This window comes from Streptomyces sp. NPDC093064, assembly GCF_044754605.1.
Taxonomy (GTDB): domain Bacteria; phylum Actinomycetota; class Actinomycetes; order Streptomycetales; family Streptomycetaceae; genus Streptomyces.
This window is the reverse complement of record NZ_JBIVPK010000018.1, coordinates 64,559-78,673: the sequence shown is the minus strand read 5'-3', so window position 1 is coordinate 78,673 and position 14,115 is coordinate 64,559. Positions and strand designations below refer to the sequence as shown.

Annotated in this window: 11 protein-coding genes, 1 tRNA gene and 2 pseudogenes; 9 read left to right on the top strand and 5 right to left on the bottom strand. The window is 69.1% G+C overall.

Annotation, left to right across the window (positions count from 1 at the left end):
* The first annotated feature begins 3 nt into the window (after positions 1 to 3).
* From eboE to ACIQFZ_RS22405, 3 genes are read left to right on the top strand one after another with little or no spacing between them, the layout of a single operon-like run.
* The gene (gene eboE / locus ACIQFZ_RS22415; RefSeq protein WP_383058104.1) at positions 4 to 1,173 is read left to right on the top strand and encodes a metabolite traffic protein EboE; all 1,170 of its coding nucleotides are present in this window, start codon (positions 4 to 6) and stop codon (positions 1,171 to 1,173) included.
* A complete protein-coding gene (locus tag ACIQFZ_RS22410; protein ID WP_402691980.1) occupies positions 1,170 to 2,591 on the top strand; it encodes a nucleotide pyrophosphatase/phosphodiesterase family protein in 1,422 nt (473 codons plus the stop codon). Before eboE ends, ACIQFZ_RS22410 begins: the two co-directional genes overlap by 4 nt.
* A complete protein-coding gene (locus tag ACIQFZ_RS22405) occupies positions 2,588 to 3,745 on the top strand; it encodes a sugar phosphate isomerase/epimerase family protein (RefSeq protein ID WP_383058101.1) in 1,158 nt (385 codons plus the stop codon). Before ACIQFZ_RS22410 ends, ACIQFZ_RS22405 begins: the two co-directional genes overlap by 4 nt.
* A 64-nt stretch (positions 3,746 to 3,809) precedes the next feature.
* Here the strand turns inward: ACIQFZ_RS22405 and ACIQFZ_RS22400 are convergent, their stop codons facing one another.
* Positions 3,810 to 5,231: an OFA family MFS transporter gene (locus ACIQFZ_RS22400; protein ID WP_365775850.1), complete on the bottom strand. Its 1,422-nt coding sequence runs from the start codon at positions 5,229 to 5,231 to the stop codon at positions 3,810 to 3,812.
* 311 nt (positions 5,232 to 5,542) lie between these two features.
* On the opposite strand from ACIQFZ_RS22400, the gene sucC reads away from it, so the two are divergent.
* Positions 5,543 to 6,673: an ADP-forming succinate--CoA ligase subunit beta gene (sucC, locus tag ACIQFZ_RS22395; protein WP_402691979.1), complete on the top strand. Its 1,131-nt coding sequence runs from the start codon at positions 5,543 to 5,545 to the stop codon at positions 6,671 to 6,673.
* Positions 6,674 to 6,817: 144 nt separating this feature from the next.
* Positions 6,818 to 6,905, top strand: a tRNA-Leu gene (locus tag ACIQFZ_RS22390).
* 137 nt (positions 6,906 to 7,042) lie between these two features.
* Here the strand turns inward: ACIQFZ_RS22390 and ACIQFZ_RS22385 are convergent.
* Entirely contained in the window at positions 7,043 to 7,363 is a 321-nt protein-coding gene (locus ACIQFZ_RS22385; RefSeq protein WP_365430848.1) for a hypothetical protein, read from the bottom strand.
* Between the two features lie 92 nt (positions 7,364 to 7,455).
* Between ACIQFZ_RS22385 and ACIQFZ_RS22380 the strand changes: the two genes are divergently transcribed.
* From ACIQFZ_RS22380 to ACIQFZ_RS22370, 3 genes are all read left to right on the top strand, one after another.
* Positions 7,456 to 7,611 carry a hypothetical protein gene (locus ACIQFZ_RS22380; protein WP_383058097.1) on the top strand — a complete coding sequence of 52 codons (156 nt, stop codon included), beginning with the start codon at positions 7,456 to 7,458 and terminating at the stop codon, positions 7,609 to 7,611.
* 393 nt (positions 7,612 to 8,004) lie between these two features.
* Positions 8,005 to 8,979, top strand: coding sequence for a magnesium transporter CorA family protein (locus ACIQFZ_RS22375; RefSeq protein WP_383058096.1), 975 nt, complete (start codon positions 8,005 to 8,007; stop codon positions 8,977 to 8,979).
* Between the two features lie 159 nt (positions 8,980 to 9,138).
* A complete protein-coding gene (locus ACIQFZ_RS22370; RefSeq protein WP_402692002.1) occupies positions 9,139 to 9,900 on the top strand; it encodes a MerR family transcriptional regulator in 762 nt (253 codons plus the stop codon).
* A 230-nt stretch (positions 9,901 to 10,130) separates the two neighbouring features.
* On the opposite strand, the pseudogene ACIQFZ_RS22365 reads toward ACIQFZ_RS22370, so the two are convergent.
* Positions 10,131 to 10,358, bottom strand: a pseudogene (locus ACIQFZ_RS22365) (transposase); the annotation flags it as partial.
* 211 nt (positions 10,359 to 10,569) lie between these two features.
* Complete coding sequence (locus tag ACIQFZ_RS22360) at positions 10,570 to 11,493, bottom strand: LysR family transcriptional regulator (protein ID WP_383058094.1); 924 nt, start codon at positions 11,491 to 11,493, stop codon at positions 10,570 to 10,572.
* Positions 11,494 to 11,615: 122 nt separating this feature from the next.
* On the opposite strand from ACIQFZ_RS22360, the gene ACIQFZ_RS22355 reads away from it, so the two are divergent.
* Positions 11,616 to 12,950: a S28 family serine protease gene (locus tag ACIQFZ_RS22355; protein ID WP_402691978.1), complete on the top strand. Its 1,335-nt coding sequence runs from the start codon at positions 11,616 to 11,618 to the stop codon at positions 12,948 to 12,950.
* Between the two features lie 245 nt (positions 12,951 to 13,195).
* Here ACIQFZ_RS22355 and ACIQFZ_RS22350 read toward each other — a convergent pair.
* A pseudogene (locus ACIQFZ_RS22350) lies at positions 13,196 to 13,926 on the bottom strand (integrase); the annotation flags it as partial.
* Positions 13,927 to 14,115 lie beyond the last annotated feature (189 nt).

Below are 14,115 nucleotides of genomic sequence, written 5' to 3'. Positions count from 1 at the left end.
TCGATGCGCTTCCGGCACCCCGACGGCTCCACCGTCCACCTCGCCTACTGCACCAACGTCCACCCCGCCGAGACCCTCGACGGCGTCGTGGCCCAACTGCGCGACCACTGCGAGCCCGTCCGCCGCCGACTGGGCCGCGACCGCCTCGGCATCGGCCTGTGGCTCGCCCGGGACGCCGCCCGCACCCTCGACACCGACCCGTCCGCGCTGCGCGCCCTGCGCGCCGAACTCGACCGGCACGGCCTCGAGGTGGTCACCCTCAACGGCTTCCCCTACCAGGGCTTCGGCGCCGAAGAGGTCAAGTACCGCGTCTACAAGCCGGACTGGGCCGACGCCGAACGCCTCGACCACACCACCGCGCTGGCCCGCATCCTCGCCGGCCTCCTCCCGGACGACGTCGGAGAGGGCAGCGTCTCCACCCTGCCGCTTGCCTGGCGCACCGCGTACGACGACACCCGCGCCGAGCGGGCCCGTACCGCCCTGCGCATCCTCGCCGAACGCCTCGATGCACTCCAGGAGTTGACGGGCCGCTCCATCCGGGTCGGCCTGGAACCCGAACCCGGCTGCGTCGTCGAGACCACGCACGACGCCATCGCCCCGCTGACCGCGATCGCCCGCGACCGCATCGGCATCTGCGTCGACACGTGCCACCTCGCCACCTCCTTCGAGGACCCGCACACCGCCCTGGACGCCCTCACCGCGGCCGGCGTCCCCATCGTCAAGTCCCAGCTGTCGGCCGCCCTGCACGCCGAGCACCCCCACCTGCCCGACGTCCGCGCGGCCCTCGCCGCCTTCGACGAACCCCGCTTCCTGCACCAGACCCGTACCGTCACCGCCGCCGGGCTGCGCGGCACCGACGACCTCGGGGAAGCACTCGGCGGCGACGTCCTGCCCGACGCCGCGCCCTGGCGCGCCCACTTCCACGTCCCCCTGCACGCGGCCCCCGCCGAACCCCTCACCTCCACCCTCCCGGTCCTCAAGACCGCACTGACCCGGCTCGTCGGCGGCCCGCGGCCGCTCACCCGCCACCTGGAGGTCGAGACCTACACCTGGCAGGCGCTCCCGTCCGAGCTGCGCCCCCGCGACCGCGGCCGGCTCGCCGACGGCATCGCCGCCGAACTCGCCCTCACCCGCGACCTGCTGACCGACCTCGGCCTGAAGGAACTGCCATGACCCGGCCCGAGGGACCGACACCCCTGCTCGTGCTGGACGTCGTCGGTCTCACCCCGCGCATCCTCGACCACATGCCCCACCTCAAGGCCCTCGGCCAGTCGGGCTCCCGCGCCGCGCTCGGCACCGTCCTGCCCGCCGTCACCTGCGCCGCCCAGTCCACCTTCCTGACCGGCACCATGCCCTCCGAGCACGGAATCGTCGGCAACGGCTGGTACTTCCGCGAGCTCGGCGACGTCCTGCTGTGGCGGCAGCACAACGGCCTCGTCGCCGGCGACAAGCTGTGGGACGCCGCCCGCCGCGCCCACCCCGGCTACACGGTCGCCAACATCTGCTGGTGGTACGCCATGGGCGCCGACACCGACATCACCGTCACGCCGCGGCCCGTCTACTACGCCGATGGCCGCAAGGAACCCGACTGCTACACCCGCCCCCCGGCCCTGCATGACGAACTCACCGAGAAACTCGGCACGTTCCCCCTGTTCCACTTCTGGGGCCCCGGCGCCGACCTCGTCTCCAGCCAGTGGATCATCGACGCCACGCGCCACATCCTGCGCACCCGCCGACCCGACCTGGCGCTCTGCTACCTGCCCCACCTCGACTACGACCTGCAACGCTACGGCCCCGACGACCCGCGCTCCCTGCAAGCCGCGGCCGACCTCGACGCCGCCATGGCCCCGCTCCTGGACGACGCCCGCGCCGAGGGCCGTACCGTCGTCGTGCTGTCCGAGTACGGCATCACCCGCGCCGACCGGCCCGTCGACATCAACCGCGCCCTGCGCCGGGCCGGCCTGCTCGAAGTGCACACCCAGGACGGCATGGAGTACCTCGACCCGATGGCCTCCCGCGCCTTCGCCGTCGCCGACCACCAGATCGCCCACGTCTACGTGCGCCGCCCCGAGGACATGGACGCGACCAGGGCCGCCCTCGACGGACTGCCCGGCATCGAGAGACTCCTCGACGACGAGGGCAAGAAGGCCCACCACCTCGACCACCCGCGCTCCGGCGAACTCGTCGCCGTCGCCGAGCCCGACGCCTGGTTCACGTACTACTACTGGCTGGACGACGAACGCGCGCCCGACTTCGCGCAGCTGGTCGAGATCCACCGCAAGCCCGGTTACGACCCGGTCGAGCTCTTCATGGACCCGCACGACCCCTATGTGAAGGTCAAGGCGGCGACCGCGGTGGCCCGCAAGAAACTCGGGCTGCGCTACCGCATGGCGGTCGTACCCCTCGACGCCGCACCCATCCGCGGCAGCCACGGCCGCCTGCCCGCGAGCGACGACGACGGTCCGCTCCTCCTGTGCTCCACCCCCCGCGCCGTCGGCGACCGCATCGCGGCCACCGACGTGAAGTCCCTCCTGCTCCACCTCGCCGGTCTCGGCCAAGCAGACCACAAGTCCGAAGAGAGGCACCCGTGAACGACATCCAAGCCACCGACCAGGGCACCGACGAACTGCTGCGCCGCAGCCTGGGCATCGGCCGCCGCAGCTTCCTCAGCACCTGCACCGCCGTCGCGGCCGGGGCGATCGCCGCTCCCGTCTTCGGCGCGGCCCCCGTGCAGGCGGCCCCCGCCGAGTCGAACGGCAAGGCCAAGGGCCACCTGCTCGTCCCCGAGGACAAGCGCGGCATCATCCTCTACACGGTGCGCGACGCCACCGGCCGTGACCCGTTCTCCACCAGCCTGCCGTCCGGCTTCCGCGCCGTGTTCGAGCAGCTGGCCCGCTACGGCTACCGGCAGGTCGAGTTCGCGGGCTACGGCCAGCACCGCAACGCCCCCGGCGGCGCCAACCTGGAGAGCGTCGAGGGCGCCCAGCTGCTGCGCGGCTGGCTGGACGAGTTCGGGCTGCGGGCGCAGGGCAACCACGGCTTCATCCCGGGCTCCTGGCCGCTGACCACCGGGGACCTGGACACCTTCAAGAAGCACCTGGAGATCGCCAACATCCTCGGCATGCAGCACATGGGGACCGGCAACGACCCCACCGGCAGCAACTACAAGGCCGACTGGGACGTCGCCGCCGAGAAGTGGCACGCCCTCGGCGAGATCGCCCGCAGCGCCGGGATCAAGCTCTACACCCACAACCACGACACGGCCTACGGCTTCCTGCTCGACGGCGGCCCGCTCGACGCCCAGGGGCGGCCGACCCGCAGCTCCGGCATCCGCAAGCTGGAGTACTTCCTGTCCATCACCGACCCCAAGCTGATCTGGCTGGAGATGGACATCTACTGGGCGCACGTGGCCCAGTACAAGTTCCGCACCTACACCGACCACGACGGTGCCGTCCGGCAGAACATCTTCGACCCGGCGGCCCTGGTCGCCGCCAACAACAAGCGCTACCCGCTGTTCCACGCCAAGGACGGCGTCATCAACACCACCAACGGACAGGGCTACGACATGGTCCCGTTCGGCACCGGCGTCATCGACTACACCACCTTCTTCTCCCGGGTCGGTCACCCGAACTACCACAACCCGATGGTCGAGCAGGACAACGCTCCGAGCTCCACCAACCTGGCCCAGTCGATGGAACACGCGCGGATCGGCTACGAGAACATGGCCGCGCTGCGCCGCAAGTAACGCACACCCGCGGAGGGCCTCCCCGGAAATCCCCGGGGAGGCCCTCCGCGCGCGGTTCACGCGCTCACGCCATGTCCTCGCCCAGGGGCCGGGGGTTGGCGGCGATGCCGCGCCGGGACTGCGGCCTGCCCGGAGCCTTCAGGAACAGCGCCAGCACCGCGGAGGCCAGCCCGATCGAACCCGCCAGGACGAACGCGCCCTGGTAGTCCCAGGCCGCGACGACGACCGCGCCGAGACCCGAACCGACGAGCCCGGAGATCAGCTTCGAGCTGTAGACGATGCCGTAGTTGGCGGCGTTGTGGTTCTCCCCGAAGTAGTCGGCCGTCATGGCCGCGAACAGCGGGAAGATCGCTCCGCCGCCGAACCCGGACACCATGGAGCAGAACAGGAAGAACGGCATGCTGCCCATCTGGCCGGACACCAGTACACCGAACTGCGCCGTGCCGAGCACCAGACACACGATGATCAGGGTGTTGCGCCGCCCGCACTGGTCGGAGATCCAGCCGATGACACCGCGCCCGGTGCCGTTGACGATCGCCTTCAGGGACATCGCGGTCGCCACGATCCCGCCCGCGAACCCCATGTCCTTGCCGAACGGCACCTGGAAGGCGATGCCGAAGATGTTGATGCCGGCCGTGCACAGCAGGCAGAACCACATCAGCCACATGACGGGCGTACGGGCGGCCTCGCCCGGGGTGTACTGCTTGACCGCCGGCGGGTTCTTCTCCAGCGCCCGGCGGATCTTCGGGTCGTCGGTCAGCTTCAGCGGGTCGACGTGAGCGGGCCACCAGTTCTTCGGCGGGTCCCGGAAGAACCAGCCGGCCGTCGCCACCATGAGACACAGTCCGACACCGACGCAGGCGAGCACCGTCCGGTAGTTGCCCAGGTCCATGAACGAGGTGAACAGGAACACGAACGGCACGGAGCCGTAGGCGAATCCGCCGTTGACGAAGCCCGTCTTGCCGCCCTTGCGCTCCGGATACCACTTGCCGACCATGTTCACGCAGGTCGCGTACACGAGACCGGCGCCGATGCCGCTGCACATGCCGAAGCCGAAGTACGCCACGATCACATGCGGCGCGTACGCCAGCGACAGATAGCCCAGCAGGGTGCCGACCGCGCCGAGCAGCATGGCCGAACGGGCGGGCAGCCTGCCGCTCTCCCGCAGCTGTCCGGCCGGGAAGGCCACGGCCGCCTGGAAGAACACCCAGACGCCCATCAGCCAGAAGATGTGCCCACTGCTCCACAGATGGGCCTTGTGCAGGGTCTCCTCCGCCGATGTGAACGCGTATTCGGCGGAGCTGATGCCCATCATGCCCACCCAGGGGAGGATGACCATCCACCTGCGGCGACGCCCCATGACGTCGATGTCGGTCTCACCGATGCGGTAGACCCGCCCCCGGGAGTCGGTCACTTCGCGATACGAGCCGTGCGCCGAGCGGGCGTCGCGCGGCGTACTTCTGGTCGATAGGGGATCCGCGGTCATGTCTGGCCATCTCCTCGCCGTGTCGGTGGGGATCGGGGACGATGCGCCGGGCGTTCGATCGGCCCGGAGTCTTGCGGAACAGCGCCGTTGCGGCGGGGGGCGGGTCCGGTGCAGCCTGTGCGGTCGCGCGTACGGTCCGGGGACGGCCCGCGCCCACCGCCGGCCGCTCCCGGACTCGATCTGCTCGCCGACCAGCTCATTGCATACAGTCGACGAATACTGTATGAAGTTTGTTATCCCGCATCCCGCCAAAGGTGTCCAGGGGTTGCGCAGTACTTTTCAGCCAGGAGCCGTCCCGCACGGGAGCCGGAATGGACCTCTACGAACACCAGGCAAGGCAACTCTTCGAGGAGTACGGCATCGTGGTGCCGCGGGCCGAGGTCGCCGACTCTTCCAAGAAGGCCCGCGAGATCGCCCGCAGGCTCGGCGGCCGGGTCGTCGTCAAGGCCCAGGTGAAGACGGGCGGGCGGCGCAGGGCGGGCGGAGTGAAACTCGCCGCCGACCCCGCGGCCACCGAACTGACGGCTCGCCAGATCCTCGGCATGGACATCAAGGGCCACCGCGTCTGCAAGGTGATGGTGGCCGAACCGGTCGACGCCGCCGAGGAGTTCTCCGTCACCTACGTCCTCGACCGCCCGACGGGCGGCTTCCTCGCCCTCGCCTCGGCGCGAGGCGGCACGGAGACCGAGGCGGCGGCCGCGAGCCGTCCCGAGCAGGTGGCGCGCGTCCCCGTCGACCCGGCCGAGGGCGTCACCTCGTCGAAGGCGGCCGGGATCGCCGCGGCGGCGGGCCTGCCCCCGCAGTCCGTGGACACCCTGGTCCGGCTCTGGCAGGTCCTGGTCGGCGAGGACGCCCTGCTGGTGGAGGTCGACCCGCTGGTGCGGACGAGGCGGGGCCGGATCGTCGCACTCGACGGCAGGATCACCCTCGACGGCAACGCCCGGTTCCGCCAGGCCCGCTGGGGAGTCGAGCACACCGAACACGACGACCCGCTGGAGGCGGCGGCCACGGCCCGCGGCCTCACCTACGTCAGGCTGGACGGCGAGGTCGGCGTCATCGGCAACGGCGCCGGCCTGGTCATGTCCACACTGGACATGGTCGCCGGCCGCGGCGCCCGCCCAGCCAACTTCCTGGACATCGGCGGCGGAGCCTCCGCCCGGCTCATGGCAGACGGGCTGTCCGTCATCCTCTCCGACCCGTCCGTGCGGTCGGTCCTCGTCAACGTCTTCGGCGGGATCACCGCCTGCGACACCGTCGCCGAGGGCATCATCCAGGCCCTGGACACCGTCCGGCTCACCCGACCGCTGGTCGTACGCCTCGACGGCACCAACGCGGCCCGCGGCCGCGCGATCCTCGACGAGCGCGCCCACCCCCTGCTCGAACAGGCCGCCACCATGGAGACGGCCGCGAGCCGCGCCGCGGAACTCGCCCGAGGGGGATGAGCCCGTCGCGCCCCGATCACAAACCGTGTCCACCGCCCCGGAGGCCCTCCCAGGGCGGATACGCAGGTGAAACGCATCCCGAAACCTTGGTATTGTTGTCCATGTCGCCGCGGGGAACACCCTCGGTCAGGCGGCAGACACCTGGTCCGGGTGGCGGAATGGCAGACGCGCTAGCTTGAGGTGCTAGTGCCCTTTATCGGGCGTGGGGGTTCAAGTCCCCCCTCGGACACCATCGTGCGGGACCTCGGCCTTATGGTCGGGGTCCTTGTTGCGTTTTCGTAGCTGATTGTGATGCCCAGGGCTTCGCAGAGGGGGCCTTTCTTATCGGCCTCGACGGCCTGGATGCGCTGTGCGATGCCTTCGAGCCTCTCAGTGATCACTTGGATCTGGTCGGCGGTGAGGGGCACCTCCTTTCTTCCGAGTGACGGCGGGCAGCGCGTCGAGCTTCTTCTGCGCCGCGTCCTTGTCTCGCTGCACCTCGTTGATCCACTGGGTGACGACGCTGGATCGGCTCCGGCGTCGAGGGCGGCCTGGTAGCGGGGCGAGACGCCGCTCGCACTCCTTGACCGTCTTACGGGCCTGGGCCTGCTCCGGCGTGAACATCTCGGTCGCGTTCGCTGCCGCGCTGGCGTGGGCGAGGGCGGTGAGCGTGGCGGCGAGCCGGTCGGGGCGAAGGCTTTCGCGATCCACCGGTCCAAGGCCCGGCACACCACCTCCTCCCGAAGGTAGACGGTCCGCGGAGGGACTGCTCCTGTTCCTTGAACTCGCACCGGTAGTAGACCGTGTTGCGGGTCCTCGCCCTGCAGGTGGACAGCCAGGAGTGGAACTGTTACGAGATGACCGCCACGGAGTTCCTGTACCGGGCCCTCACCGAAGCTGGGTTCTGGTCGTACTCCGTGGCACAGGCCGTGCCCGAGCCGTTCTTCGAGCCGGCCTGAACAGTCGCTGACGGAAGGGAACTTACTCTGATGGACGACGTGTGGAAGCCGCCCTCGTACGCAGGCCCGCGGCAGCCGTCGCCGAGCCCACGAAGCACTGCCCGCCAGGCGTCGTGCGGCTCCTGAAGCCGACTACCTCTCCTCGCAGGTGTCCCGCTCCGGCACGCGGGGGCCCTGCACTTCGAGCCGGCCGTCACCCTGCTCAGGGCGGCCGCCGGGGTTCTGATGGGGCCGGCCGTTCAGGTTCTGCCGGGCCGACCTCAGACCCACCCATGGCAGGCCTACACCCCAGCCGAGCCCTGCCTCATCCGCAGGGTGCACCCGTGACTCGAACGGCGTGGACCGCTCGGACCAGTGAGAACTTCTTACCCCGGGGCCTTACAGTGCCGCGCCATGACGCGAACACGGCTCTACCGCAATGGAAACCTGATCCTGGAGGACTTCCCGACCTCCGATATCTCCCAGTACGTGAATGATCCCGACGCGGCAGTCTGGCTCGATCTGTGCGACCCGTGTTCCGCCGACTTCGACATGATCAGCGAAGAGTTCGGGCTGCATGAACTCGCGGTGGAGGACGCACGTCACGATCACCAGCGACCCAAGCTGGACCGTTACCGCACCCACGCCTTCCTCAGCGCCTACGCCGTCGGCACGGATGAGAGCAGCGGGCAACTGACGGCGATCGAGTTGTCGGTGTTCATCACACCCACGGCATTGATCACCATCCGGCCCGACGACCGCTTCGACATCCAGGAGGTCGTCGAACGCTGGGACAACAACAGCGATCTCGCCAAGTACGGGGTGGGGTTCCTCCTGCACGGACTGCTGGACCACATCGTCGACGGGCATTTCGCCGCCGTCCAGGACCTCGACGACCGCATCGAAGCGGTCGAGGACGTGCTCTTCGAAGAGGGACGCGCGCAGACGGACTCCGTCCAGCGTGATTCCTACGCGCTGCGCAAGAAGCTGACCAAGCTGCGTCGCGTGGTGTTGCCGATGCGGGAAGTCGTCAACAGCCTTCTCCGGCGCGACCTGCATATCGTCGCCGAGCCGCTGCTCCCCTACTACCAGGATGTCTACGACCACGTCCTCAGGGCCACCGAGTGGACCGAGTCGCTACGGGACATGATCACCTCGATCATGGAGACCAATCTGACCGTTCAAGGCAACCGTATGAACCTGATCATGAAGAAGGTCACCAGCTGGGCGTCGATCATCGCCGTGCCCACCGCCGTCACAGGCTTCTACGGGCAGAACGTGCCCTACCCGGGCATCAACACCCATATCGGCTTCCTCACGTCCGTCGGCGTCATGGCGGTCGTATCCGTGGTGCTCTACCTGACCTTCAAGCGCAAGGACTGGATCTGAGGAGCCGTTCCCAGTCAGGTCCGGCGGGTCGAGCCTTCGGACGGCCGCAGCCGTGGTTCTTCGACCCGGTGCGGGTTCCGGCTTGCGGTTTCCGCTACGTCAACTTCTACCGTCTTCGGTGTGGCCGGAGAGACCGGCCCGGCGATGGGAGGCGGGGCAATGGCCTGGTCGATTGCTGATGTGGGCCGGATGTCCGGGGTGACGTCCCGGACGCTGCGGCATTACGACGAGATCGGCCTGCTGCCGCCGGCGTGGATCGGGAGCAACGGGCACCGCTACTACGAGGAGGCCGATCTGCTGCGGCTGCAGCAGATTCTGCTGATGCGGGAGCTGGGCCTGGGGCTGCGGGAGATCCAGGCGGTCCTGGACAGCCAGGTAGATCAGCTGGCCGCGCTCCGCGAGCACCACCGACGACTGCTTGTGGAATGCGACCGGCTGGAGACGCTCGCCCGCACGGTCGGCCGCACCATCGTCGAACTGGAGGAAGGCAAGGACAACAGCGACATGGCAAAGATCAACAGGCCGGAGAACCTGTTCGAGGGGTTCGAGCCCGGCCGCCACGAGGCGGAGGCACGCGAGCGGTGGCCGGAGCAGTGGGAGCAGTCCCAGCAAGCCATCGCGGGGATGACCGCCGAGGGTATGGAGCAGTGGCAGCGTGAGGCGACGGCGCAGATGATCCGCATGGCGGAGTTCATGGTGGCCGGCACACCCGTCGCCGATCCTGCGGTGCAGACCGAGGTGGACGCCCATTACCAGGGCGTGTGCCGGTTCTGGACCCCGTGCGCGGCCGCGTACAAGGGATTGGGCCAGACCTACGTCGACGACCCTCAGTTCCGTACCAACTTCGACAGGATCGCCGACGGACTGGCCATCTACCAGTGCGACGCGATGGCCGTCTACGCCGACGCGCGGCTGAGCTGACCGACAGCTCTCACACTGCTGGGGGGGCTGCAGACCCCCGGCGGCAGGCAACCAGCGCAGCAGCAGTTCCCGCTGAGGCCCCTTGGTCATAACGGGCGTGGTCAGGTGCAACTGCGCGTCGGCGGCGCCGGAACCGGCGGCCCGGTGAGCCCACAAAAGTGAGTCACGGCCCAGAGCGCGGCATGTAGACCGACATGCCAATCGACCCAGCTCCTGCGGCAAGCTGGCGGGGCGAAGACGGCGTCGAAGGCGGCGGTGAACTTCGTGTCGCGGTCCCGGATCAGGTGGGTGAAGTCGGTTGCTCGGTCGCCGAGGCGCCAAACCAGTTGGCGGGCTTGCTGGGTGGCCCAGGCGGCGGTGGGGTGGGCGGTGACGCCGAGAATGTGCACGGTGCGGGTGCGCACTTCCATGACGAAGAGGGCATACAGCCGCTGGAGTCCGATGGTGTCCACGTGAAGAAGTCGGTGTCGAGCACGCCGACACGCCCGGCCGCACCCTGGTGAGCAGTCGCCCGACCGACGGGTGCTGTACCGCAAAACGATGACCGATCATGCCGGACCGCTGATCAGGCACGTCGCTTGAGGTCAGCAACGGCGAGCCAGTTTTGCACTACGGGCGATTTCACTCAAAGCGGCCTCACCGACCCGGTGACGCTCACGGCTGACCGGCTCAGCCCCGCGCGGCCGTTCCCGACGGCTGCGTCGCCCGCCGGTGCACTTCCCGTACGGCCTCCACCAGCACCGGGGCGCGGGGTGCGAGCGCGCTGTCGCGGTGCCATGCCAGCAGCAACCGCATCCGCACGAACCCGCCGGCGATGGGCCGCACCGCTATGCCCTCCCCACCCCTGTACGAGGCCTGGCAGGCGGAGACCGCGCGCCCGGCGGCAACCAGCTCCGTCCGCATGCCGGTCTGCTCCAGCCGGTAGCGAACGCGCGGACGGAAGCCCGCGCGTTCGCACTCGTCCAGCAGGTGCTCGGGCCAGCCGGTGCCGTCCGAAGGCGACAGCGCCCAGTCCTCGTCGGCGAGATCCGCCAGCCGCACCTCCTCTCGGGCGGCCGCCGGATGCCCGGCGGGCAGCGCCACATGGACGGGCTCCGTGGCGACCTCGGCGTACCGTACGGCCGGCTGCGGGCGCAGCTCGAAGCCCGGGTAGTCGGCGAGCAGCGCGCCGTCGAGCCGGCCGGTGGCGATACAGTCGAGCAGCAGCCCGGTGTAGTAGGCGACCTGGAGCTCGGTGCGGGCCCCGGGCAGCAGCGTCGCCACCCGCTCCACGACCTCCAGCGCCAGCGGGCTCTCGTATGCGCCGAAGCGCACCACCGACTGCGGCCCGGCCCGCCCCGGGGCGCGGTCCAGCAGGTCGTCGATGTTGCCGAGAGCCGCACGCGTGCGCGACATCACGAACTCGCCGAACGGCGTCGTCCTCACCCCGTGCCGTCCCCGCGTGAACACCTCTCCGCCCAAAAGTCCCTCGATGCGCCGAAGTTGGGCGCTGAGGGCAGGCTGTGAGACGCCCAGCGCCGCTGCGGCCCGGGTGACGCTGCCGTGTTCGGCGATGGTGCTCAGCGCCCGAAGGTGTCGTATTTCGAGTTGCACGGATGAACCCTAACTTTCCATAACCGCTTGGTGTTATGACGGTTTGGGATTACTCAGGGGACACGCGGTGAGGCAAGGTCAGCCGGACCCCCCCGCGCTGCCCAGAGAAACCGGAGTCCAGAGTGCATACCCGCACCATTCCGACCCTGCTGCTGTCCGCCGCCCTCACCGCGGGCGTCCTCGCCACGACCGCGGCCCCCGCCGCCGCCGCGGACACGGCCGCCACCGCCGAGGCGTCCTTCGCGGACCAGCTGCGCGCGATACCCGGCGTGACCGTCACCGACGTCACCGACAAGGACGGCTACCCGCTCTACTCGCTCACCATCACGCAGCCGATCGACCACAGCAAGCCCGAACTCGGCACCTTCGGGCAGCGATTCAGCCTCTGGCACAAGTCGGTGACCAAGCCGGTCGTCTTCTACACCGGTGGATACGGCCTCTCCAGCGCCACCCGTGAGCCCACCACCATCCTCGACGCCAACCAACTCAGCGTCGAGCACCGCTTCTTCGGTCCCTCCCGCCCGGCCGACGTCGACTGGTCGAAGATGACCGTCTGGCAGGAGGCGAGCGACGAGCACGCCATCGTCGAGGCGATCCGCCCGCTGTACGACAAGAGTTCCAAGTGGCTCAGCACCGGCGGCAGCAAGGGCGGCATGACGCAGACGTACCACCGCCGCTACTACCCCGAGGACGTTGACGCGGTCATCGCCTATGTCGCTCCCAACGACGCCAACAACAATGATGACAAAGGCTACGAGCGGTTCTTCGAGACCGTCGGCACCAAGGAGTGCCGTGATGCGCTGAACGCGGTCCAGCGTGCGATGCTCGAACGCCGCGACACCCTGCTGCCCAAGTTCGAGGTGATGGCGAAGGAGAAGGGCTACACCTTCACCAACACCCTCGGCACCACCGATCGTGCCTATGAGTTCGCCGTCCTGGACCAGGTCTGGAACTTCTGGCAGTCCGGCACCGCCGCCGACTGCCCGACCGTGCCCGACGCCGAGACCGTGTCCGACGACGACCTCTACACCTGGTCGCTCGGCCATGGCCTGTCCGTCTACGAGGACAGCTCACTCGGCGCCAACGGCTCCGGCCCTTACTACCGGCAGGCCGCCGCTCAACTGGGCTGGGCCGGCCTGAAGTTCAAGCACCTCAAGGGCGTCCGCCACTACCCGGACATCTACCAGCCCAACTCGGTGCTGCCTGCCGACATGCGCACCGACTACAACGGCAAGGCCATCTCCGACGTCGACAAGTGGGTGCGGAGCGACTCCGAGCGCATGATGTTCGTTTACGGGCAGAACGACCCGTGGAGCGCCGAGCAGTTCGAGCCGAGCTCCCACGACTCGTACAGGTACATCGTTCCCGGCTCCAACCACGGCGCCCGTATCTCCGCTCTGCCCGCCGACCAGCGGGACGAGGCCATCGCCACGATCAAGCGCTGGGCCGGACAGTGAGAGTTCGCCCGATGGGCGGCTGACATGCGTTCCCGCGGCCCGCAGGCCTGGCGGGCCGCGAGTGCGTTGCGGACGGCGCGCATCCGCAGGCCCGCGGCCCGGTAGGTGCGACCGGTCGAAGCCGCCGGCCCAGCCGTCGTGCACAACCACGGGGCGCTCCTGGGTGGCCTCCGGCGGGGCGGGGCCGACCGGTTCTGCGCCGAGGCTGCCCAGGGGTGTGCCCCGACACTGCGGGTGCCGATACATCATCCGGGCTGGTCAGGCTGCAGTTGGTACTCGTGGAGAGTTCCGCCGAGCCGCTCTCGTCGGTGTACCCCCAGATGTCTGATCTGCGCTGGTTCGTTGATCGGTTGGGGGAGTGGGCGGAGTGGAGCGGCTTGGTTCAGGGCTCGGTGCGGGCGATGGCCGTTGTGGAGGTTCTCGAGTTCGCGGAGGGCGTGGAGGAGGTGGCTCTGGTTCCAGATCAAGGTGCGTCCAGGAGTTCGCGCCTACAGGTCTGGGTCCAGTGCTCCGTGAGGGAGTTCATCCGCGGTATCCGGATGCCGGTCGTGAGGACCTCCACCCCCAGCGCCGGTCAGTGGGGCGTCGAAGATGGCCGTGAACTTTGCGTCGCGGTCCCGGATGAGGAATCTGGCCCTACTGCCCGCATCCTCAAGATTCATGAGCAGATTCCGTCCGAGTTGCACGATCCAGTCCGCGGTCGGGTGCGCGGTGGCGAATGCTCGATGACGACAAAGACGTACAGCCGTGCTCCGGTCAGGGTCCGGACCTCGAACAGGTCGCAGGCGAGCAGCGCCTCGGCCTGGTCACGCAGGAAGTTGGCCCAGGTCGTGCTGTGGCGTTCGGGAGCGGGCGGGATGCCGTGTTCTTTGAGGATCTCCCAGACGGTGGAGGCGGCAACCTTGATTCCCAGGGCAGCGAGTTCGCCGTGGGTCCGGGTGTTGGTGGCGGCGAGGTAGGCCAGGCGCAGCAGCACGAGAGATCAGGATGCCGTTCGCACTGGGCCACGGGAAGACATGGGTCCATCTGACGGCGCAGCACCGCGTTCTCATGCCGGAGCACCAGCAACCGCAGCAGCACCCCGGGGAAGGACAGCAGTCGGCGGGCCACCTTGTAGAGCATCGAGATGATCACGCGGGCATGGTCCCAGCTGAGAGTGCTCTAT

Bases quoted from the DNA above. Each gene is read 5' to 3' on its own strand.
- sucC (WP_402691979.1), top strand. From the start codon at position 5,543: ATGGACCTCTACGAACACCAGGCAAGGCAACTCTTCGAGGAGTACGGC.
- eboE (WP_383058104.1), top strand. From the start codon at position 4: ATGCGCTTCCGGCACCCCGACGGCTCCACCGTCCACCTCGCCTACTGC.
- ACIQFZ_RS22370 (WP_402692002.1), top strand. From the start codon at position 9,139: ATGGCCTGGTCGATTGCTGATGTGGGCCGGATGTCCGGGGTGACGTCC.
- ACIQFZ_RS22410 (WP_402691980.1), top strand. From the start codon at position 1,170: ATGACCCGGCCCGAGGGACCGACACCCCTGCTCGTGCTGGACGTCGTC.
- ACIQFZ_RS22375 (WP_383058096.1), top strand. From the start codon at position 8,005: ATGACGCGAACACGGCTCTACCGCAATGGAAACCTGATCCTGGAGGAC.
- ACIQFZ_RS22400 (WP_365775850.1), bottom strand. From the start codon at position 5,231: ATGACCGCGGATCCCCTATCGACCAGAAGTACGCCGCGCGACGCCCGC.